The following is a 20,818-nucleotide window of genomic DNA, read 5'->3' on the forward strand; positions in this document are numbered from 1 at the left end:
CATAGGCATCCGGATAGACGAAGCGGCGGCCAGGCTCAGAGACAGGGGTTTTCGGGAAAGGCTGACAACAGCCTGTCCCGGGGCTACGATCTTGTCACAGGGGGGCCATCATGGCTGCAAGCAATATTAATCTTAAATTGCTGCAGACCTTTCTGTTGGCGGCAGAGCATGGCAGTTTCCGCCGCGCGGCCGAAGAAAGCAACCGATCGCCCTCGGCCGTGTCGATGCAGATCCGCGATCTCGAGGCGCAGGTGGGGATGAGCCTTTTCATCCGCACGCCGCAACGCGCCAATCTGACCTCGGAAGGGCGGGTGCTTTATGAACAGGTCAGCCATGCGATGGCCGAGGTGCAGGCCGGCCTGGCGCGCCTGTCTGAGGTCGCGGCGCAGCGGCGCGGCCATGTTCGGATTGCCTGTGCGCCCACCCTCGCCTCGACCCGGCTCGGGCGTATCCTTGCGACCTTCAAGCTGCGTTATCCGCGCAGCCTGGTGGATCTGAAGGAAACGCCGCCCAATGGCGCGCTTGCGCTTTTACAGGAGCAGGAGGTCGAGCTTTATATCGGGCCGGAAGTGCCCGGGCTCAGCGATTTCCAGTTCGAGCCGATCCTCGAAGACCATCTCGTCGCCTGTATCCCTGCCGATTTCGACGAGGGTGCGCAGCGTTTCATGCTGTCAGAGGTGGCGCGTTTCCCGCTGATCCTGCTGGACCGCCAGACCGCGATCCGGGCACAGATCGACCGGCTGGCGGCAGATCAGGACATCTCGCTGAACCTGCAATATGAGGTTCAGAACGCCTATACCGCGATTGCGCTGGCTTCCGCCGGGCTTGGTGTGGCGCTCGTGCCGGAAATTGCGGTGCCGATGATGCCGACGGCCGAATTCCGGGTGGTGCGGATCTCGGATCCGGGTTCTACCCGTGCGGTCGGGATCCTGACCGCGAAGGGCTATGTCCAGCACAGCTATTCCGAACAGCTGATCGAACTGATCCGCACCGAACTGGGCCGCATCTAGTCGGTATTGATCCAGATCGCCTTGGTCTCAAGATATTCGCTCAGGTGCTCCAGCCCGCCCTCGCGGCCATAGCCCGACATCTTCGTCCCGCCAAACGGCACGGCGGGGTCGATGGCGTGATACATATTCACCCAGACCGATCCGGCACGGATGCGCCGCGAAAGCTTATGCGCGGTGCCCAGATGCGTCGTGAAAATTCCCGCAGCGAGGCCGTAGGGCGTGGCATTGGCGCGCTGCACCACCTCGTCCAGCGTGTCAAAGGGCATGGCGGAAATCACCGGCCCGAAGATCTCTTCGCGGGCGATGGTCATCTCATCGGTGACGCCACCAAAGACGGTAGGCGCGATGAAATTGCCGCCCTCAAGCCCCGGAAGCTCAAGCCTGTTGCCGCCGGTATAGGCCTCGGCGCCCTCTTCCAGGCCGGTGTGAAGGAACCCTTCGATCCGCTGGCTCTGCCGGGCCGAGATGATCGGGCCGATCTCGGTTTCCGGGGCGATCCCGTCGCCGATCCTGAGCTTCGCGGCATAATCCGCGACGCGTGTGACGAAATCGTCATGGATCTCGCGCGCGACAAACAGGCGCGATCCGGCGATGCAGATCTGGCCGGAATTGGCAAAGACCGCCATCGCGGCCACGGGGACCGCCTTGTCGATATCCGCGTCGCGGCAGATGATGACCGGTGATTTGCCGCCCAGTTCCAGCGAGACATGTTTCAGCGTGCCGGTGGCGGCGCGGGCAATGGCCTGACCGGTGGCGGTCGAGCCGGTAAAGACGATCTTGTCGACATCGGGATGCGTCGCCAGCGCCGCGCCGGCATCGGCTCCGGTTCCTGTCACCACATTCAACACGCCTTCGGGCAGGCCCGCCTCTGCCATCAGCCGTGCGATCATCAGCACGGTCAGCGAGGCTTCCTCTGACGGTTTCAGCACCACTGTGCAGCCGGTCGCCAGCGCCGGGGCGATCTTCCAGACCGATCCCGCAATCGGGGCATTCCAGGGGATGATTGCGCCAACGACACCGATGGGCTCTTTCACCGTCTGCGACAGGATCTCGCCCGGAAAGGAGTTCGGGATGGTCTGGCCATGGATCGCCACGGCCTGACCTGCGTAAAACCGCAGCATCCCCAGGACGCGCCGTGAATTGCCCAGGGTGCGGGCAATCGGCATCCCCATATCCAGCGTGTCCGAAAGGCACAGATCCTCCCAGTCCGCTTCGAACCGCTCGGCAATACGCAACAGAAGCGCCTGGCGCTCAAAGGGGGTGAATTTCGACCAGGGCCCCTCAAAAGCGCGGCGTGCGGCCCGGACGGCGGCGTCGATATCGGCTGCGCCGCCTTTCGGGACGGTGGCGAGCAGGGCGCCGGTGGCGGGATTGCGGGCTTCCATCACCTCGCCCGAGACGGCGCCGACCCATTGGCCATCAAGGAACATCGGGCAGAAGCCGCCATCGTAAAGCGCGCGCGCGCGGCTGGTCCAGTCAGTCATGTCATTCCCTCCGGCCGGTCAGATCGCCGGGTCTCTGCGGCACAAAATACCCGGCGCGCGGCTGCGCTCAAGGAAGGAAACCTGATCGCGCGTTCAGATAATGCGGCTGTCACCGGCGCCGGCTTTCCCCCATTCTGCCGGCGTTTGGCGGGGGGCAAAGCCCCGCGAAGGAGATATGATGCGACTGAGTGGTAAGATTGCTGTCGTCACCGGCGGCGGTTCGGGCTTTGGCGAAGGGATCGTGCGGAAATTCGTGGCCGAGGGCGCGAAAGTCGTGCTGATGGACCGCGATCAGGCCAATGCTGAACGGGTGGCGGAAAGCCTTGGCGCTGATTGCCGCCCCTTCATCGGCGATGTGGCAAGCGCCGAAGGCATGACGGGCGCGCGCGATCTGGCGCTTTCGGCCTTTGGCGGGCTGAATGTGCTGGTCAACAATGCCGGCGTGGGCCATCTGCCGACCCCGCTTGATGAGCTGGACGAGGCGAATTTCGACCGGATCGCCAATGTGAACATGCGCTCGATCTATCACGGTGCCCGGGCGATGGTGCCGCATTTCAAAGCGCAGAAAGCGGGTGCGATCCTGAATGTGGCCTCGACAGGCGGAGTCTCGCCGCGCCCCAATCTGACCTGGTACAATGCCTCCAAGGGCTGGGTGATCACTGCGACCCGCGCCATGGCGGTGGAGCTTGCCCCGTTCGGGATCCGCGTCAATGCGATCAACCCGGTGGCGGGCGATACGCCGCTTCTCTCCACCTTCATGGGGTCTGACACGCCCGAGATCCGCGCGAAATTCCTCGCTTCGATCCCGCTTGGCCGGTTCTCGACGCCTGAGGATATGGGCAATGCGGCCGCATTCCTGTGTTCCGAAGAAGCTTCGATGATCACCGGCGTCGCGATGGAAGTCGATGGCGGGCGCTGTATCTGAGGCGGCAAGATGAAAGAGATCTATGATATTGCGGTCGTCCCCGGTGACGGCATCGGCCCCGAAGTGGCGGCCGCCAGCGTCGAGGTGCTGCGCGCGGCCTTCGGGAATGACTGCCCGCTGCGCTTAGCCGATCATCCGGCGGGGGCCGAATTTTACCGCCAGACCGGCGAGAGCTTTCCGGACACCACCTTCCGCGCCTGTGCGGGGGCGGATGCGGTCTTGCATGGCGCGGCGGGAATTCCCGGCGTCGTCCGTCCTGACGGGACCGAAGCCGGGCTTGATTTCACGCTGCGGCTCCGGTTCGAGCTGGATCTTTACGCCAATATCCGCCCGATCCGGCTTTATCCCGGTATCCGTTCGCCGCTGGCGGACGTGAAGCCCGGAGATATCGATTACATCATCCTGCGCGAGAACAGCGAAGGGCTTTACGCCGCCCGGGGCGCCGGCGCGCAGCTGCGTGGCGAGATGGCGGTGGATACTCTGGTTCAGACCCGCAAAGGGGTCGAACGCATCGTGCGCAAGGCGTTCGAGCTGGCACGGGCCTCGAACGGCGCGCCTGCGGATGGCGTGAAGCGTGTCACCTGTGTCGACAAGGCCAATGTGCTGCGCAGCTATGCGTTTTTCCGCGCGATCTTTGACGAGGTGGCGGCGGAGTATCCGGATATTCAGACCGAGCATGGTCTGATCGACGCGATGGCGATGTATCTGGTCACAAAGCCGGGCCATTACAATGTGATCGTGACCGAGAATATGTTCGGGGACATCTTGTCAGATCTTGCAGCGGCGACGATTGGCGGCATGGGGCTTGCCCCTTCGGCCGAGGTTGGCGAGGGGCAGGGGCTTTTCCAGGCGGCACATGGCTCGGCGCCGGATATTGCGGGCAAGGGGGTCGCGAACCCCTATGGCACCGTGCTTTCGGCGGCGTCGATGCTGGAATGGCTGGCGGCGCGGCATGAGGACAGCCGCCTCTCGGTGGCCGCAACGCGGATCCGTACTGCCGTCAGCGCGGCAATTGCCGATGGGCTGATCAGCCGTGATCTGGGCGGCGACAGCGGCAGTGCCGCCATCACCGAAGGGCTGCGCGCCCGCCTGACCTGATCGGGCGCTGTTTGAAATAGCAGGGCGCGCGGGCCAGAGCCCGCGCGCCCTTATCTCATGCCTTGCAGGGCATCCCTGCCGGGTTCCGGCGGCTTAACCAGACCAGAGCCAGCCCCGCCGCCGCCGTCAACCCGCCCGCGACCGGCACTGCGCTATAGCCCAGATCCAGCGCGATCACCGCGCCACCAAGCGCCGCACCGATTGCATTGCCGAAGTTGAAGGCCCCGATATTCACCGAAGAGGCAAGGCCCGGCGCATCCGCTGCGGCCTGCATCACCCGCATCTGCACGGGCGGCACGATGGCAAAAGCGGCTGCCCCCCAGAGAAACAGTGTGATCGCGGCACCGGGAAGCGTTTCAAGGGTAAAGGGTGCGACCAGCATGATCAGCGAAAGCGCCGCGAGGAATGTCGCCGTTGCTCCTTCCAGCGACCAGTCGGCCATCCGGCCGCCCAGCCAGTTCCCGAAGGTGAAGCCCAGCCCGATCAGCACCAGCGCCAGCGTCACAAACCCGTCCGACGCGCCTGCCAGGGTCGCCAGCACCGGCGCGACATAGGTGTAAAGCACGAACATCGCGCTGGCCCCAAGCACCGTCGTGGCAAGCGCCACCAGCACCGGCGGCCGGGTCAGGACGCGCAGTTCACGCGCGGTTTCGGGGCGCGCGCCGGCGCTGCCCTGCGGCAAAGCCAGCCACAGGGCGGCGATGGTCAAAAGGCCAAGGGCCGCCGTCCCGGCAAAGGCCTCGCGCCATCCGGTCACCTGTCCGATCCATGTTGCCACCGGCACGCCGCCGATATTGGCGATTGTGAGACCCATGAACATGGTCGCGACCGCGCTGGCCTGTTTCTCTTTCGGAACGAGGCTTGCGGCCACGACCGAACCCAGCCCGAAGAAGGCGCCATGGTTCAGGCTGGTCACCACGCGCGCGGCCAGCAGCGTCCAGTAATCAGGCGACAGCGCCGACATCAGATTGCCAAGGGTGAAAATCGCCATCAGCGCCATCAGTGCCGTGCGTTTGCCAAAGCGCGCGAAAAGCAGCGTCATGACCGGTGCCCCGATCATCACCCCGAGGGCATAGGCGCTGACCAGCATCCCGGCGGAAGGGATCGAGACCCCGACCCCGCGCGCGATCACCGGCAGCATCCCCATCGGCGAGAATTCGGTCACGCCGATGGCAAAGGCCCCCACGGCGAGGGCCAGCAACGGCCAGTTCAGTTTGCGGTTCTCCATGGCTTGTCCTCAGGCGGTCCAGTCAGGTGCCAGACCTGCGGGCGAGACGATGCGGCCATCGGCGCGGGCAAGGCCGCTGATCGCTGCCATCTCGGACCCGGTCAGCTCAAAGTCAAAGATGTCGAAATTCTCGGTCACACGGGCGGGGTTGGCGGTTTTCGACAGGGCGACAAAGCCCTGCTGGATCAGCCAGCGCAGTCCGACCTGGGCGGCGGTCTTGCCATACCCTGCGCCGATCCCGGCGATCAGCGGATCCTTTGGCACGGCGCCATCGGCCATGCCAAAATAGGCGGTGAGGGATATGCCGGTTTCCCGCGCCAGAGCGGCCATCTCTGACTGGTCGAGCCAGGGGTGGATCTCGATCTGATTGGTCACGATGGGGGCTGCACTGGCTTCGGTCGCCCTGCGCAGCTGGCTGCGGTTGTAATTGCTGACGCCGATATGGCGGGTCTTGCCCGCTGCCAGGGTCTCGTTCAGCCAGTCGATCTGTTGTTCAACCGGCACCTGATCGCCGGGCCAGTGCGCCAGCAAAAGATCAACCTGATCGACTCCGAGCTTGTCGAGACTTTCATCGACCGAAGCCGCAAAACGATCTGCTGTGTAATTCGCCACCCAGACCTTGGTGGTCAGAAACAGCTCGTTGCGCGGCAGGCCCGACGTCTTCAGCGCCTGGCCCAGCGATGCCTCGTTCTCATAGATCTGCGCCGTGTCGAAATGGCGAAATCCGGCCTCGATCGCAGCCGGGATGATGGCCTGCACCTCGGGGTCAGACATGCGGAATACGCCAAAGCCAAGCGCCGGGATCACAGCCTCATGGGTCTTTACAAATTGCATCCTGTTCTCCTTTGCCAGTTCCATCGGGTGGCTGGCGTTACCCCCCAGATAGACCTGCTGCGAGGGCTTGATAATTCCTTCGATCTTCGCATCATCTGTGAAATTATTTCCTGGATGCGCTGAGAGGGGCAGGGGACGAGCATGGACAACCGCGCAGGCGAGATGCAGGTGTTTTTGCGGGTCGTTGAATCCGGCAGTTTCTCCGAGGCGGCCCGGCAGTTGTTCATGACCCCTTCCACGGTCTCGAAACTGGTCGGGCGGATCGAGACACGGCTTGGCGTGCGGCTGCTGGAACGCTCGACCCGGCGGCTTTCGCTCACGGGGGAGGGGCAGGTCTATTATGAACGCAGCCTGAACCTGCTGGCCGAGATGGACGCGATCGAGGCCGATCTGCGCCAGGGCGCGGCCAGCATCACCGGCAAAGTACGGGTCTCGGCCTCGGTCGGGCTTGGGGTGGTGGCGATACAGCCATTGCTGCCGGAGTTCTGGCAGGCATATCCGAATATCACCCTGGATCTTTCGATCTCGGATGAGGTCGTGGATCTCTATCTCGACCGCACGGATGTGGCGTTTCGGGTTGGGCGGCTGGCAAGCTCGGGTCTGACCGCGATCCGCCTGGGCCATGCGGCGCGTAAAATCGTGGCCTCGCCCGACTATCTGCGTCGGCGCGGTGTGCCGCAAAGCGGTGCCGATCTGGCGGATCATGCCTGTCTTGGCCTTAATTTCCGCCGTTCATCGCCGGTCTGGCAGCTGAAGGAGGGTGCGCGGATCATTGACAACCGAGTGAATGGCCCGCTTCTGGCAAATAATGGCGAGACGGTGCGTCAGATGGCGCTGGCCGGAATGGGCCTTGCGCGGATGGGGGAGTTTCATATCCGGAAGGATCTGGCGCGCGGCACCCTGGTCGAGGTGCTTGCCGATGCCGTCGACGGTGACAATGAAGATGTGCATGCCGTTTTCCCGGGCGGCGATCACATGCCGCGCCGTGTCCGCGCGTTTCTCGATTTCATGACGCCCCGGCTGCGCGCGTTTCTGGAACAGGCGCCGGGATATCGCAGCAGCTGATACCGTATCGGCGTGGCATCCGCGTGACTGTGACAAGCTTGCCCGTCGGCAAAACCAAAGGCAGACTCCTCTTGCGAGGTAACCCCCGCTCACCCCTGGCGGCGAGACTTGGATGCCTTCGAATTCAATGCCTGTGCGGCATCGGCGAAAGGATTTTCGACAATGCCGCGGCGGTGGTTGTCTTCGCCCGGCAGCAAGAAGGCGAAACGGCAGATCCGGCCGCGCGCCAGGCTGATGATCCGGTGCACTGGCGGGTTGCCTGGGATCGGGCCAATACGCTGATCCGGGAAAGTCACAACCACGCGCTGAAGCGGTGCCGTGCCCTGCTGATCTGGCTGGACGCGGAAATGGTGTGGGTCGCGCCGAAACTCGGCGTCAATCGCCGACCGCCGGTATTCAGCGATGCGGCTGTCCGGTTTTGTCTGATGGTGAAGGCCCTGCGCGGGCCTCTGTCCTGTCGCGCGGCCGGCAGATCAGCGTGCGTTGCTGAGCCGGTCGAGCAGCGCGTCGAGCTCCGGGTCGCTCTCGGGGTGGATCAGTTCACCAGGCGCCGGATAGCTGCCGCCGGCGACCTCGCTGCGAAAGGCGGTCAGCGCCCTTTGCCGTTCGGTGACGATCTGCTGGCGCAGGCTGGCCACATCCCCCCAGGACCGGGCATGGCGTGGGAGGCGCGGGCTGTCGCCGATGATATCCGAGGTAAACAGGAACGCGACATCACCGCCCGGGCCAGAGCCAAGCGAGACGGTGACCAGTCCCGATTTGCGGGTGATCGCCGCGAGCAAAGGTGCTGCGACCAGCTCGGCCTCGACCGCGAAGGCACCGGCGTCTTCGAGACGACGGAAGCGATGCCAGAGCTCTTCTGCCTCGCCAGGTTCGCGGCCAACGCCACGGGTGCGGCCGGTCCAGGTGCTTTTGCGTGGCACAAAGCCCAGATGGCCCATGACGGGGATATCCTCGGCCGCCAGCAGGCTGACGATGGAAAGACGCCGCGCGGTGATCACCGCATCGGCACCATCGGTCAGCGCGCGAAAGGCGGTGCGCAGGATCTCATCTTCGGTAATGGCTTCGGCGAAACCAAGCGCCGCCGTCACAAAGACCCGTTTCGATCCGCGTCGGACGGTTGTCACATTGGCGGCCCGGCAGACGACCATCTCGATCCCGGCGGCCTCGGCTGCTGCGGCCTCTTCGGCGGTATCGGCGGTGACCTGGGCGTGGCGGGCGGGGGTGCCTTTCCCCGCCCGGAGCGAGCCGACCGTTACCATGCGCTCGGCCGGTTGCGCGGCCCAGTCAAAGATCTTCGGCATCAGGCTTTCAGCTTCCGCGCATATTCCGGCGGCGCGATGACGCCCGGCTTGTCGAACCATTTCGGCACATCTACGCCCGACCACAGGAGAATATTGCCCCAGGGATCAAAAGCGCCGGTGCGCACGATCACTTTGGCCTGTGCCGCCATCGCACCCAGGATATTGGCATGGGTGGTCATCTCGTGATCGGCATCCGGGAAAAGGCTCTTCACCTTGTCCAGCAGAACCGGGTTATTGGTCGGCAGATTGTCGGCATAGCCCACTTTTTCGGCCACGAAATCCGAGGCGATCAGCGACAGGATCTGCCCGAGGTCTGGCAGGTCTTTTTCAATCGCGAGATCGACCCGCCAGGTGGTATCGGGGATCGGAAAGCCCGCATCACAGACGATCATCAGATCGCCATGACCCATCGAGGCAATGGCGTGGTTCAGTTCGGCATTGAGGATACGACCGCGTTTCATTGGAGTTCCCTGGCAAAGGTTTCGATTTCATGGCGCCGCCCAAGGGATGGCACCACGCCGAGTTTCGTGCAGGCCCAGGAGCCGCAAAGCGTGCCATAGCGGGCAGCTTCGGGGATGGATTTCCCCTCGGCCAGCGCCACGGCAAAGCCCGAACAGAAGGCATCGCCCGCGCCCGTGGTATCGACCACCGCGACTTCCGGGGCGCGGATATGCAGGTCATGCTCGTCCGAGAGGATCAGCACGCCCTCGCGGCCAAGCGTCACCACCACGGTGCCAACGCCCAGACGGCGCAGACGGATCGCAAGGTCGCGCGAAGGGGTCGGATCGTCAGGTTTCAGGCCCAGAAGGATCCTGAGCTCGCTTTCATTCGGGATCAGCACATCGACATGTTTGAAGATCGACGGGTGCAGCGCACGGGCCGGGGCCGGGTTCAGCACCGTCCGCGCCCCCGAGGCCTTGCCCAGTTCCATCGCGCGCGTGGCGGCGGCATCGGGGATTTCCAGCACGGTCATCACCACATCCGACATGGCCAGCCGGTCGGCGGATTTATCGACCTGGGTGGCATCCATCGCGTTATTCGCGCCCATATCGAGGATGATGAAATTGTTGCCCTCGGTGTTGAGGATGATGAACCCCACCCCGGTTGCGCGGTCCGGCAACTCGGTCACATGGCGGGCGTTCACCCCTTCGGCGCGGTACATATCGGTGGCGATCTTGGCCAGTGCGTCATTTCCCACACAGGCGACCAGCGCGGAGTCCGCCCCAAGCCGCGCGGTGGCGACCGCCTGGTTCGACCCTTTGCCCCCAGGCCCCATATCAAAATCGGACCCGAGAATTGTCTGGCCAAAAATCGGCAGGGTAGGGGTTCTGATCGTCATCCCAACCGCAAAACTGCCGACAACGGTAATAACCGGTTTCTTCATGCTGCCCCCTCCACTTCGGACAGATGCGCGGGCTGCACACTTGCCGCCATCATCAGATTTTGCTCGGAAATCTCCGCTCCGGTGAAATCGCGCGAGACCTCGCCATGCGCCATCATCACCACCCGGTTCGCATGCAGCACCAGCTCTGGCAGTTCCGATGAGATCATCAGAACCGCCAACCCTTCTTCGGCGAGGCGCTTGAGGATCGCGTAGATTTCAGCCTTCGCGCCGACATCGATGCCGCGGGTCGGCTCATGCAGGATCAGGACCTTCGGCTCTGACACAATGCCGCGCGAGAGGATGATCTTTTGCTGGTTGCCGCCCGAAAGCGTGCCCATCACCTGGCCCGGCCCGGATACGCGGGCGTCAAAGGCGCGGATCTGCTGACCTGCGGTTTCGCCGATCAGGGCATTCAGCAATACGCCGATCCTGGAATGGTGGTCGAGCGTCGAGGAGACCACATTCTGCGCGACCGACATCGACAAAAGCGCGCCGCCATTGCGGCGATCCGCCGGGATCAGCGCGATACCGGTGCGAATGGCAGCCATCGGCTTCTGCGCCGGCAGTGACTGGCCGGAAATCGTCACCGTGCCGGAACGCGGGCAGAGGCCGAAAATCGCTTCGGCCAGGATATCCTTGCCGCTGCCGGGAAGACCGCCGATCCCGAGGATCTCGCCGGGCCGCAGATCAAGCGAGATGCCGTTGATCTCGCCCGGCACCCGGAAGTCGCGCAGGGACAGAACAGGTGCCGTGTCGCGCGGCGGGTGGGTCAGCCCGTAAGGCGCGGCATCCCCCAGATCGCGCCCGACCATCGCGGCGACAAGATGCGGCACTTCGACCCCGGTCAGATCGGTGAGGCTTTCGACCAGTTCGCCGTCACGCATGACGCTGATCCGGTCGGAAAGCGCGAGAACCTCGCTCAGGTGATGCGAGATATAGACAATCGCCACACCATCCGCGCGCAGCTGGCGCATGATGTTGAACAGATGTTCGGATTCATGCGGCGAGAGCGCCGAATTCGGCTCATCCAGCACCAGGACCCGCACTTTGCGGGCCAGCGCGCGGGCGATCTCGACCAGTTGCATCTGGGCCACTGACAGATCGCGCAAAGGTGTCGCGGGGTCGATATCCATCCCCAGCCGGGCGAGGATTGCACGGGATTGTCCTTGGGCGCGCGCCCGCCGGATCAGCTGCCAGGACGGGATCTCTGCCAGCGCCGGCAGCATCACATTTTCGCCGACCGAGAGATTGCGGCACAAAGACAGTTCCTGGAATACCACGGCGATCCCGCGTCGCCGTGCGTCCAGCGGCGAGGACAGCCGCAGGGGTTTGCCATCCAGCATAAGCGTGCCCTCGCTTGGCGCCAGAACGCCCGCGAGAATATTCATAAGCGTCGATTTTCCCGCACCATTCTCACCGATGACGGCATGGATCTCGCCCTGGTTCAGCGACAGCGACACATTCGAGAGCGCGCGCACACCGGGGAAAGATTTGCCGATCCGCTGAAAACTGACGACGGGGGACGTGTCCATCTGCATTCCGTGCCGATCTGTTCAGAAACTGTCGGGGAAACGTCCCGGGCCCAGACGGGCCCGGGACGCTTTGATCAGTTCACGTCTGCGATATTTGCAGAGGTGAAGATGCCGACGCCGGTGTCGAGATCGTCAATGGTCTCGCCGTTGAGAAACTTCGCCAGCAGATCAACGGCGGCAAAGCCCTGGGCTTCCGGAGCCTGGTCGATGGTCGCCTGGATCACCCCGTTCTCGACAAACTCGACCGTCTGATCAAGCAGGTCGAAACCGACGATCTTGACCTCGCCCGCGCGGCCATTGCGATCCACCCAGGAACCGGCTGCCGGAGTGGTGCAGCATTCAAGGCTCAGAAGCCCCGAGATTTCCGGATTGCCAAGCATGGCGTTCTCAATCGCGGCATACATTTCCTGCGGGTCAGTGCCGGTATTGACGGTCTGCACCACTTCGGCTGCGGGGCAATCGGCCGCCATCGCCTCGCGCGCGCCGCTTTCGCGGTCGAGCGACCATTGCGCGGCTGCGTCCAGCGTCAGGATCAGCAGCTTGCCTTCGGGATGAACTTCGCACATCAGCTTGCCGGCTTCGCGGCCCGACTGGATCAGATCCTGGCCGGCGAATGCGATGCGTTTGCTGTCGGGATTGTCGGTGTTGTAGGTGATGACCGGGATCCCGGCCTCGACCACGCGGTCGATGATCGGTGCCAGCGCATCGGTCGAGACCGAGGAAATCGCCAGCCCGTCCATCGTGTCGAGCAGCGCCTCGATCTCATTGATCTGGCCATCGGCATTGGCGCCGACCGGGCCGATGAATTTCGCTTTGACCTTGTCCAGCGCATCGCCGCGCTCGACGCCCGCGCGAATCTGCGGCGCGAATTCATTCGAGACATCGTGATACGAGACAAAGATGTTCAGCTCTTCGCCCGCAGCCACCTTTTCAGCGATCCGCGGCGCCAGTGCGAAATCCTTGACATTGATCGGGTCAGCCCCGGCCAGCATCGGCCAGGAAAGCCCCGCGACCAGCGCGGTTCCAAGCAGTTTTTTCATCCTAGGTCCTCCCTCTTTGTTGTTTTCGATCATGCCCTCCCGCATGATCGCCCCGTTCGGGGTTCTTCAGATCCGGCGTTCCCGGATGGTCCATTTGTCAATGGCGACCGCGACCACGATGACGAGGCCGATCAGGAACTCCTGGGCAAATGGGGAAACCCCGGTCAGCACCAGCCCGTTGCGCAACACGCCGATGATCAGCACACCAAGGATGGTGCCGATGATGGTGCCTTCGCCGCCCGCAAGCGATGTGCCGCCGACAATGGTGGCCGCGATCACGTCCAGTTCCAGCCCCAGTCCGGTGCGCCCGGCCTGGCCCGAGGGCAGGAAGGCAATCGACAGGATGCCGGCAAAGGCGGCAAGGCCACCCATCAGCGCGAAGGCTGCGATCTTGACGCGCTCGACCGAGATCCCGGAGACGCGCGCCGCCTTTGTTGAACCGCCCACCGCCAGCACGCGAAAGCCGAACGAGGTTCGCGCCAGCAGGAACCAGCCCGCCAGCGCGATCAGGGCAAGGAACACAAGCTGCATCGGAATGCCGGCAGCCGAGCCCTGACCAAGGAAGGTGAACTGCGCCAGCACATCCGGCGCGGCGCCATTTTTGGCATTGACGGTCACCGGGCGGCCATCCGTCAGGATCAGCGCCGCACCGCGCACCATCGACAGCATGCCCAGCGTCGCGATCAGCGAGGGCAGCCGCCCATAGGTCGACAAAAGCCCGTTGATGATGCCGATCACAATCCCGGCCAGGATGCCCAGCACCAGGGCCGCGAAAAGCCCGTAGCCGGCGACGATCACCATGCCGGTCACGAGGCCGCAAAACGCATAAATCGACCCCACCGAGAGGTCGACTTCGCCCGAGGCGAGCACAAAGGTCATGCCGACCGCCATGATCCCCAGAAGCGAGACCTGACGCCCGATATTCAGCAGATTGTTGGTTGTAAGAAAGCGGTCATTGAGCAGCGTCAGCGCAATACACATGACCAGAAGGGCCAGCGCGACGCCGGTTTCGCGCCCGCCGAACCGCAGGAACCGTTTTTTTGCCGCCTTTGCGGCAGGCTGTGCCAGAGACCCTGTCATCAGCTTCCTTTCCGGGATGGCCGCAATCAGGGCCTTTCTGGGATGGCGAATGGCCCGCAGTCGCGGGCCACAATGGCTCAGGAGAACCGAAGTCAGGCAGCCATGAAGCTGCCGGCAGGAACCGGCTTCATTTCTTCGTAATTGCCATATTCGCGCAGACGGGCGAAGGGCGCATTCGAGACGGCGTTATAAGAGCAAATGTAACCCCAGCGATAGGTGTCACTGTTATTTGCATCCGAGCGGTGCAGCAGATTGCCATGGAACACCAGCGCATCACCGGCTTCCATCTCGACGTAGAGATGCTCGTAGCGCTCGAGGGCGGCCTCGAGATGGGTGCGCGCCACATTGGTCTGGCCGTCTTCGCGGACGTGATCCAGACGACCGAGTTTATGCGTGCCGCTCAGCACCTGAAGGCAGCCGTTTTCTTTCGTCGCTTTGTCGAGCGAGATATAGATCGACAGCATATCGGGGCGCAGGCAGCCATTATTGTACCAGTAGCCAAAGTCCTGGTGCCATTCCCAGGCACCGCCCTCGCGCGGCTGTTTCATGGTCATCTTATGGCTGTAAAGGTAGGCCTCTTCGCCCAGAAGTGCCTCGGCCTGCAACACCATGCGCTGGTCACGGGCCAGAAGCCCGTATTTGTCATCGCCGGCGGTGTTCCACATTTTCAGAAGCGTGCTTTTGCCATCGCGGTCACCCTTGGCCATGACACTGCCTTCGCGGGCTTCTTCTTCAAGCTGCTTGCGGGCGTGGTCGCGGAAATTGGTGACTTCTTCGGCTGAAAGCAGCCCTTTGACGATATAGAAGCCATCTTCCGCATAGCGGTTCTGCTGGTCCCTGGTCGGCATGAGCATGACCCGGCCCTCCCTCTGTCTTCGAAATGAAATCCGATCCTCCGAACCGCGCGCCATGGCTGCAGCGGTCCCTCCTGTGGGGGTTATGACCTGTCGCGCGTCATTCTAAAATGGACTCTCAGATCAATTATTTGTACAAAACGCGCATGATTCCGCCCCACGAAAAACGAACGGTTTTTGTCGAAAACCTGCATACGCTGCCCGATCCCCGCTGGGACGGCGCGCTTGCCCGAGTGGCCCGGGCAGGCCATGTGATCTGCGGCCCGGATTATGCGATCAGCCGGATGTCTTCGCCGGGATTCGATCTGCTTTACTGTCGGGAAGGGCAGGGGACGATTCGCATCGGCGAGGAGCTGCGCCGGATCGGTCCCTCGACCTGCGCGGTGATTGCGGGTGATCAGCCGCATGGCCATTTCGCCGACCGACAGGACCCCTGGGTGCTGTACTGGCTGCGCATCACCGGGGCCGAGGCGACAGAGATGGTGCGCCTGCTGTTCGGCCCCGGAGGGCGGATCCCGATTGCGCGCGGAGCGGCGGTTGCCGACTGGTTTTCCCGTCTTTTTGATCTGATGCGCGAGCGGAGCAAGAACCAGGACCTGCTGATCAACCGGCAGATCGCCGAACTCTGGTCGCTGCTGAATGCCGAACGGCTGGCACTTGAAAGCGACCGCCTGCCGCCCGCGCTGATGCGCCTGATCGCCGCGATGGGTGCCCGCCCCGAGCTGCGCTGGACGGCGGAAGACATGGTCGCAACCGCCCGGATGAGCGCGGCACAGCTGCGCCGGCTGTTCAGCGCGCATCTTCAGACGACACCGCGCGACTGGCTGCGGCGGCAGCGGATCCAGCGTGCGCAGGATCTGCTTTTGCGCCAGGGGGTTACGGTCTCGGCGGTGGCCGATGCCTGCGGCTTCAGCGACATCTACCATTTCAGCCGCGAATTCCGCCGGGTGGTCGGCCTGTCACCGACCGCCTGGCGTCAGTCAGATGGCGGCGGCGGTCTGTAAGGCTTTGTCGTCATGCCCGAGGATGCCGGGCAGCACCGCCGCCAGCCGCTCGATATCCGCGCCGGTTGTGGCATGTGAAGTGACCAGCCGGATCGCGGTCTGTCCGTCTGACCGGGCAATCAGATAATGCGCAAAACCGGCCTGGCTCAGGGCTTCGCTCTGCCCGGCGCTGGCGACAAAAAACAGCATATTCGCCTCGACCGGATAAAGCGGGCTGTGACCTGCGGCCCTCATAAGACCGGCAAGCTGGCTCGCCATGGCATTGCTATGCGCGGCCAGCCGCAGCCAGAGGTCATTTTCCAGCCAGGCATCGATCTGGGCCGAAAGGAACCAGAGCCGCGATGCCAGATGGCCGGCGCGTTTCATCAGCCGGTCAAACCCGGTCGCCTGGTCAGGGTTGAAGATCAGAACCGCTTCGGCCCCTGTCGCGCCGCTTTTTGTCGCGCCAAGACAGAGGATGTCGACACCCGCGCGCCAGCTCAGATCCGCCGGCGTGCTGCCGGTTATCGCCAGGGCATTGGCAAAACGGGTGCCATCCATATGGACGCCCAGCCCGGCCGCCCGTGCCGGATCGGTCAGCGCCCGGATGTCGGTGGCGCGGTAGGCGGTGCCCAGTTCCGTGCACTGGCTGAGCGACAGCACGGCCGGGCGCATCCGGTGTGGATCCCGGCTGTCATGAAGGGGCGGCAGCGTGTCGGGCGTGATCCTTCCACCCGTGTCCCCGACGGGCAGCAGTCGGGCCCCTGACTGGAATTCAACCGCGCCGCATTCGTCGAGATTGATATGGGAGTCGCGATGACAGATCACTTCGGCAAAACGTGGCGCGAGCTGTGTCAGGGCCAGCGCATTCGCCGCCGTGCCGGAAAACAGCGGGAAAAAGCGCAGATCGCGATCAAAGATCTCGCAAAAGCGGCGTTCGACCCTTTGGGTGATCTCATCCGTGGCATAGGGCGAATGACCATGGCGCAGGACCGGCGCGAGGGCATCGAGCAGTTCCGGCGATGGCGGGCAACTGTTATCAGACCGGAAGTCAATCATTTCAGTGCCTTGATTCCCGCAAGGACAGCCGCGCGCGGTGTCTCCTCCAGCAAATGGAACAGGCAGTCGCCAGGCAGGCAGCGCCCCATCGCGCGCGTCACCGCAACGATCCCGTCGCTGGCGAAATGCAAGGCGACCGGGGCGTCTTCCGGGCGTTCCGGCCGGTGGATCCAGCCGGCAGCCTGGCCCTTTTCCACCACATCGCCCGGCGCTGCCAGGGGCTCGAATACGCCTTCGCCCGGGGCATAGGTGAAATGGGCCTGCGTGTTGAAGACGAAGCGGGTTGCGATTTCCGCCCGCCATTCCGCAGCCATTTCCAGGATGCCGAGATGATCGAGGAGGCGATAGATACAGCGCTCAGCCACATTCAGATCGGCGGCATTCAGCGCCCCGCCGCCGCCAAATTCGCCCGAGAGATGCATGACCCCCTTGCGCAAAGCCGCCCGTCCGGCGACGGGCGCGGCAGGGATCCCCGCCTGCGCCCAGGACAGGGGCGCGTTCATCGCCTCAAGCGCGGCGAAGGTCCTGGCCGCTATTGCGGGGTCACAGCTCAGATCGGCATAGGAACAGGAAAGATGGCGCAGCGAACTGCCCCCTGAATGCAGATCCAGCATCACATCGCACAGCGGCATCAGCTCTTCCGCGATGAAAGCCGCGATCTGCCCGGTTGGGGTGTCGGTATAGTGATCCCCAAAGCTGCGGTTGAGATTGCCACCATCAAGCGGAGAAGTGCGCTGGCCCGCGACAACAGCTGGCAGATTTGCCGCCGGCAACACGAGGATCCGGCCTCTGATGCGGCTGACATCGAGGCTGCGGATCAGCCGCGTCAGAGCAAGCTGCCCCTCATATTCATCCCCATGCGAGCCCGCCATCAGAAGGATCGTCGGCCCCTCGCCATTGGCGAAAACCGCGAAAGGAATAGCGATTGTGCCATAGGCGGAACGATGGACAGAATGCTCGACACGGATCCAGCCGACCTGGCGCCCCTGGGCGGTCAGGTCCGGCTCACACCAGACGGAGGTGAGGGACATGCAGTTCTCCGGTTATGAGGACGGTGACCGGGTTTCCGGTCACCGGAACGGTCCGGGCGGCACGTGATGCGCCCGGAGCCCTGGCGCGGCGGTCAGCCCTCCAGCCAGATCCGCTCGATGATGCGGTCGCCCGAGAGGTCTGCAACATTGCTTGGCTCAAACCCTTTGACCCGCACCGATTTTGCATCGAGGAAATCGGCAAAGACCGGGATCGCGCTTGGCCCCTCATTGTGCAGGATCGCCTGCATCTCGCCATAGATCTCTTTGCGGCGATCGAAATCGAGCGCTGCCTTGCCCTCGGCCAGCAGGGCGTCAAAGCGCTCATTCGACCAGTAGCTTTCATTCCAGGACGATCCGGTGCCATAGATCAGCGAGAAGGTCTGGTCGATCGGGCGGTTCAGCCAGCTTGAAACCGCGAAAGGCTGCTTCATCCAGGCGTCGTTCCAATAGCCATCCGCCGGGCGGCGTTGCACATTTATCTTCAGCCCCGCCGGCCCCGCCTTGGCGGCATAGACCATCGAGAGGTCAATCGCCTCGGGCAGCGCCGCCTCAGACGTATAGAGGTCGATGCTGAAATCCTCCATCCCGGCGGCTTTGAGATGGAATTGCGCGCGTTCCGGGTCGAACAGGCGCTGTGGCAGGTCTGCATTGTAATAGGGGCTGTCGGGCGAAATCGGGTGATCATTCCCCAGCGAGCCCAGCCCGCCCATCACCAGATCCAGCATTGCCTGGCGGTCGCAGCCATACATCAGTGCCTGGCGGATATGATTGTTGCTGGTCGGTTCCTTGTCGGCGGCGCAGATAAAGGTCCAGTGGACTGCCCCGGGAGAGCGCACCAGTTCCAGTTTCGGATTGTCGCGGATGAAAGGCACGACCTTACGGTCGACCTGATTTATCACGTCGATCATGCCGCTCTGCAACGCCGCCAGCCGCGAGGTGCCGTCATTGATCACATGGATCACCACCTGATCGACATGCGCGCGATCAGATTTCCAATAATCCGGGTTGCGTTCCAGCACCGCCCGCACGCCGGGGTCAAAACTGACAAGCCGGTAGCCGCCGCTGCCGGTCAGGTTCGGCCAGTCGGTAAAGCCATCGGGCACAATCATCGCGTGATAATCGGCGAAGACGCGCATGAATTCAGCATTGGCGCTGTCAAGCACCACCGTTACCTCATCCGGCGCGGTCACCTGAATGTCGCTGATCGTGTTGAACAACGATTTCGCGCCCGAGGTCGTGTCTTCGCCGCGATGCAGATTGACCGAATAGACCACATCAGTGGCATCAAGTGTTTTGCCGTTATGGAAGGTGACGCCGCTGCGGATCTTCAGAACCCAGGTGATGGCATCGGTACTGTCCCAGCTTTCGGCCAGTTCGGGCGCCAGCGTGCCATCGGGCAGCACCTCGACCAGCTGGTTGCAGACCGCAACCCCGATCACCCGCTGCACCTGCTGGGTAAAGGCGCGTGGGTCGAGTGAGTTGTCGGTGCTGCCCCCGGCCATCCCCAGATTGAACACGCCGCCTTTGACCGGCGCCCCGCTTTCGGCGTGCGCCATGCCAAGCGGCAGCAAAAGACCAAGTGCAGAACCCGCTGCCAGAAAGCCGCGACGGTTCAGGCCAGAGCGCGGGCCGGTGAGAGGGGAAGATGTCATCTGATTGTCCCTGTTGTCATTTGTTTTGATTGTTCAGATCGCGTTCATCGTCGCTGAGGCTGCGTTCGGTATGCTCCTGCGCCGCTTTGACAGCGGCCCCGGCATCTCCTGCGAGGATCGCGTCGATCATCGGCTGATGCCATTCGATCAGATTGATCCGGGATGGCCAGTTCAGCTCTGACCAGCGATAGAGCCATTCGGTATGGCCCGAGATCGCCTCATATTGCCGTTTGAGAAGCCCGTTCCCGCAAAGCGCCACGATGCCACTGTGAAAGCCGAGATCGGCCTTGACCCGATCCCCGGCGATCCCGGATATCTCTGCGGCTCTGAGTTGCTGGCCAAGTTCGGTCAGCCTGTCGGACTTGTCCTGATCTATGGAACTGGCAAGCAAGCGGACCGCCAGTTCCTCCAATGCGCCGCGAAGCTGATAGCTTTCGCGCAGAACTTCCGGATTAACCTCTTTCACCGACCAGCCGGCATAGGGGCGCCGGACCAGCAGGTTTTCGGTTTCCAGGGCCGCGAAAGCCGCCCGGACCGTGCCGCGAGCCACCTGGAGGGCATTCGCGATCTCCTGCTCGGTCAGGCGCTGCCCGGCCGCCAGCTCACCCGCGACAATCATGTTGCGCAGGTGCGAAATCGCCCGGTCCGTAAGACTTACTTTCTCGAACAGCATGAAAGTCCTCCCGATTCCCCAAAGGATAGATGATTGTTAACAATCAGCAACGCAAATTTCGGCGGGAGGGAATTTTTTGCTGGGTTCCTTGCCTCGGCGCATGGTTTTCGGGCAGGCTGCCGGGCCCCCGGACCCCGTGGATTGCTGTTTCTTTCACCCGGCCCCGGCGCGCCGGGATGTCAGGCTTGCAGCGTTCAGGATTTCCAGTGCTGCGGGCCTTCGCTGAGGCGGCGCACGATGTCTGGCAGGTTTCCATCGGCCAGGCTTGCAAGGCTGGTTTCATCCAGCACCTCGCGGATCGCGGCGCGAAAGGCGATCCAGACATCCTGCAGCGGGCGGCTGCGGGCATTGTAATCGACCGATTGGGGCGGTGTGCCGCGCACCAGGGCGATTTCGCCCTCGATGGCGCGGATGATTTCACCGACCGAGATCGTGCGCGCCGGACGGGCCAGCCAGTAGCCGCCCTCGGTGCCGCGCTGGCTGTGCACCAGTCCGGCCCGTTTCAGCTCATTGAGGATATTGACGAGAAAGTTCAGCGGCATCGCCTGCGCGCGGGCGATGGTTTCGCATTTCGGCCGGGTG

General features: G+C 63.3%; 21 protein-coding genes and 1 pseudogene. 6 read left to right on the forward strand and 16 right to left on the reverse strand.

The genetic code is table 11. From position 1 onward, the window contains the following. Positions 1 to 110 precede the first annotated feature (110 nt). A complete protein-coding gene (locus M3484_RS21880; protein ID WP_092904107.1) occupies positions 111 to 1,010 on the forward strand; it encodes a LysR family transcriptional regulator in 900 nt (299 codons plus the stop codon). On the opposite strand, the gene M3484_RS21885 is transcribed toward M3484_RS21880, so the two are convergent. Further along, positions 1,007 to 2,494 carry an aldehyde dehydrogenase family protein gene (locus M3484_RS21885; RefSeq protein ID WP_249499238.1) on the reverse strand — a complete coding sequence of 496 codons (1,488 nt, stop codon included), beginning with the start codon at positions 2,492 to 2,494 and terminating at the stop codon, positions 1,007 to 1,009. The two genes, M3484_RS21880 and M3484_RS21885, sit on opposite strands and share 4 nt — an antisense overlap. Positions 2,495 to 2,672: 178 nt before the next feature. Between M3484_RS21885 and M3484_RS21890 the strand changes: the two genes are divergently transcribed. Together M3484_RS21890 and M3484_RS21895 are read left to right on the forward strand one after the other, a co-directional pair. After that, positions 2,673 to 3,419 (forward strand): glucose 1-dehydrogenase, encoded by a 747-nt coding sequence (locus M3484_RS21890; RefSeq protein ID WP_249499239.1) that lies wholly within the window; start codon positions 2,673 to 2,675, stop codon positions 3,417 to 3,419. A gap of 9 nt (positions 3,420 to 3,428) precedes the next feature. Next, positions 3,429 to 4,517 carry an isocitrate/isopropylmalate dehydrogenase family protein gene (locus M3484_RS21895; protein ID WP_249499240.1) on the forward strand — a complete coding sequence of 363 codons (1,089 nt, stop codon included), beginning with the start codon at positions 3,429 to 3,431 and terminating at the stop codon, positions 4,515 to 4,517. Between the two features lie 55 nt (positions 4,518 to 4,572). Here M3484_RS21895 and M3484_RS21900 read toward each other — a convergent pair whose 3' ends face one another. Beyond that, entirely contained in the window at positions 4,573 to 5,745 is a 1,173-nt protein-coding gene (locus M3484_RS21900; protein ID WP_249499241.1) for an MFS transporter, read from the reverse strand. A 9-nt stretch (positions 5,746 to 5,754) separates the two neighbouring features. After that, entirely contained in the window at positions 5,755 to 6,579 is an 825-nt protein-coding gene (locus M3484_RS21905; protein WP_249499242.1) for an aldo/keto reductase, read from the reverse strand. A 141-nt stretch (positions 6,580 to 6,720) separates the two neighbouring features. On the opposite strand from M3484_RS21905, the gene M3484_RS21910 reads away from it, so the two are divergent. Further along, positions 6,721 to 7,644 carry a LysR family transcriptional regulator gene (locus tag M3484_RS21910; protein ID WP_249499243.1) on the forward strand — a complete coding sequence of 308 codons (924 nt, stop codon included), beginning with the start codon at positions 6,721 to 6,723 and terminating at the stop codon, positions 7,642 to 7,644. An 89-nt stretch (positions 7,645 to 7,733) separates the two neighbouring features. On the opposite strand, the gene M3484_RS21915 is transcribed toward M3484_RS21910, so the two are convergent. Beyond that, on the reverse strand, positions 7,734 to 7,892 hold the full coding sequence (locus M3484_RS21915) for a hypothetical protein (RefSeq protein WP_249499244.1): 159 nt from the start codon (positions 7,890 to 7,892) through the stop codon (positions 7,734 to 7,736). Positions 7,893 to 7,922: 30 nt separating this feature from the next. Between M3484_RS21915 and M3484_RS21920 the strand changes: the two are divergent. Next, positions 7,923 to 8,090: pseudogene (locus M3484_RS21920) on the forward strand (transposase); the annotation flags it as partial. Positions 8,091 to 8,117: 27 nt separating this feature from the next. On the opposite strand, the gene M3484_RS21925 reads toward M3484_RS21920, so the two are convergent. The 7 genes from M3484_RS21925 to M3484_RS21955 all read right to left on the reverse strand — a co-directional run bounded on the left by M3484_RS21925 (position 8,118) and on the right by M3484_RS21955 (position 14,838). Further along, complete coding sequence (locus M3484_RS21925; RefSeq protein ID WP_249499245.1) at positions 8,118 to 8,948, reverse strand: 3-methyl-2-oxobutanoate hydroxymethyltransferase; 831 nt, start codon at positions 8,946 to 8,948, stop codon at positions 8,118 to 8,120. After that, positions 8,948 to 9,409, reverse strand: a complete 462-nt coding sequence (rbsD, locus tag M3484_RS21930) for a D-ribose pyranase (protein ID WP_249499246.1) — start codon at positions 9,407 to 9,409, stop codon at positions 8,948 to 8,950. The genes M3484_RS21925 and rbsD overlap by 1 nt, the downstream gene beginning before the upstream one ends. Further along, the gene (locus M3484_RS21935; protein WP_249499247.1) at positions 9,406 to 10,332 is read right to left on the reverse strand and encodes a ribokinase; all 927 of its coding nucleotides are present in this window, start codon (positions 10,330 to 10,332) and stop codon (positions 9,406 to 9,408) included. The genes rbsD and M3484_RS21935 overlap by 4 nt, the downstream gene beginning before the upstream one ends. Further along, complete coding sequence (locus M3484_RS21940) at positions 10,329 to 11,864, reverse strand: sugar ABC transporter ATP-binding protein (RefSeq protein ID WP_249499248.1); 1,536 nt, start codon at positions 11,862 to 11,864, stop codon at positions 10,329 to 10,331. The genes M3484_RS21935 and M3484_RS21940 overlap by 4 nt, the downstream gene beginning before the upstream one ends. A gap of 74 nt (positions 11,865 to 11,938) precedes the next feature. Beyond that, positions 11,939 to 12,904: a substrate-binding domain-containing protein gene (locus M3484_RS21945; RefSeq protein WP_249499249.1), complete on the reverse strand. Its 966-nt coding sequence runs from the start codon at positions 12,902 to 12,904 to the stop codon at positions 11,939 to 11,941. Between the two features lie 66 nt (positions 12,905 to 12,970). Beyond that, a complete protein-coding gene (locus M3484_RS21950) occupies positions 12,971 to 13,984 on the reverse strand; it encodes an ABC transporter permease (protein WP_249499250.1) in 1,014 nt (337 codons plus the stop codon). 92 nt (positions 13,985 to 14,076) lie between these two features. Next, positions 14,077 to 14,838, reverse strand: coding sequence for a phytanoyl-CoA dioxygenase family protein (locus tag M3484_RS21955; protein WP_249499251.1), 762 nt, complete (start codon positions 14,836 to 14,838; stop codon positions 14,077 to 14,079). A gap of 146 nt (positions 14,839 to 14,984) precedes the next feature. Between M3484_RS21955 and M3484_RS21960 the strand changes: the two genes are divergently transcribed. Beyond that, positions 14,985 to 15,842 (forward strand): AraC family transcriptional regulator, encoded by an 858-nt coding sequence (locus M3484_RS21960; protein WP_171909706.1) that lies wholly within the window; start codon positions 14,985 to 14,987, stop codon positions 15,840 to 15,842. Here the strand turns inward: M3484_RS21960 and M3484_RS21965 are convergent. The 5 genes from M3484_RS21965 to M3484_RS21985 form a co-directional block, all read right to left on the reverse strand. Next, a complete protein-coding gene (locus M3484_RS21965; protein ID WP_249499252.1) occupies positions 15,819 to 16,880 on the reverse strand; it encodes a threonine aldolase family protein in 1,062 nt (353 codons plus the stop codon). The two genes, M3484_RS21960 and M3484_RS21965, sit on opposite strands and share 24 nt — an antisense overlap. Beyond that, positions 16,877 to 17,911 carry a succinylglutamate desuccinylase/aspartoacylase family protein gene (locus tag M3484_RS21970; RefSeq protein WP_249499253.1) on the reverse strand — a complete coding sequence of 345 codons (1,035 nt, stop codon included), beginning with the start codon at positions 17,909 to 17,911 and terminating at the stop codon, positions 16,877 to 16,879. Before M3484_RS21970 ends, M3484_RS21965 begins: the two co-directional genes overlap by 4 nt. A gap of 92 nt (positions 17,912 to 18,003) precedes the next feature. Continuing rightward, entirely contained in the window at positions 18,004 to 19,563 is a 1,560-nt protein-coding gene (locus M3484_RS21975) for an ABC transporter substrate-binding protein (protein ID WP_249499254.1), read from the reverse strand. Between the two features lie 16 nt (positions 19,564 to 19,579). After that, positions 19,580 to 20,236: a GntR family transcriptional regulator gene (locus tag M3484_RS21980; protein ID WP_249499255.1), complete on the reverse strand. Its 657-nt coding sequence runs from the start codon at positions 20,234 to 20,236 to the stop codon at positions 19,580 to 19,582. Positions 20,237 to 20,430: 194 nt separating this feature from the next. Further along, a partial coding sequence (locus M3484_RS21985; RefSeq protein WP_249499256.1) for an RrF2 family transcriptional regulator occupies positions 20,431 to 20,818 on the reverse strand: 388 nt, incomplete at its 5' end.

Source organism: Pseudomonas sp. GX19020 (genome assembly GCF_023371075.1).
Classification (GTDB): domain Bacteria; phylum Pseudomonadota; class Alphaproteobacteria; order Rhodobacterales; family Rhodobacteraceae; genus Pseudogemmobacter.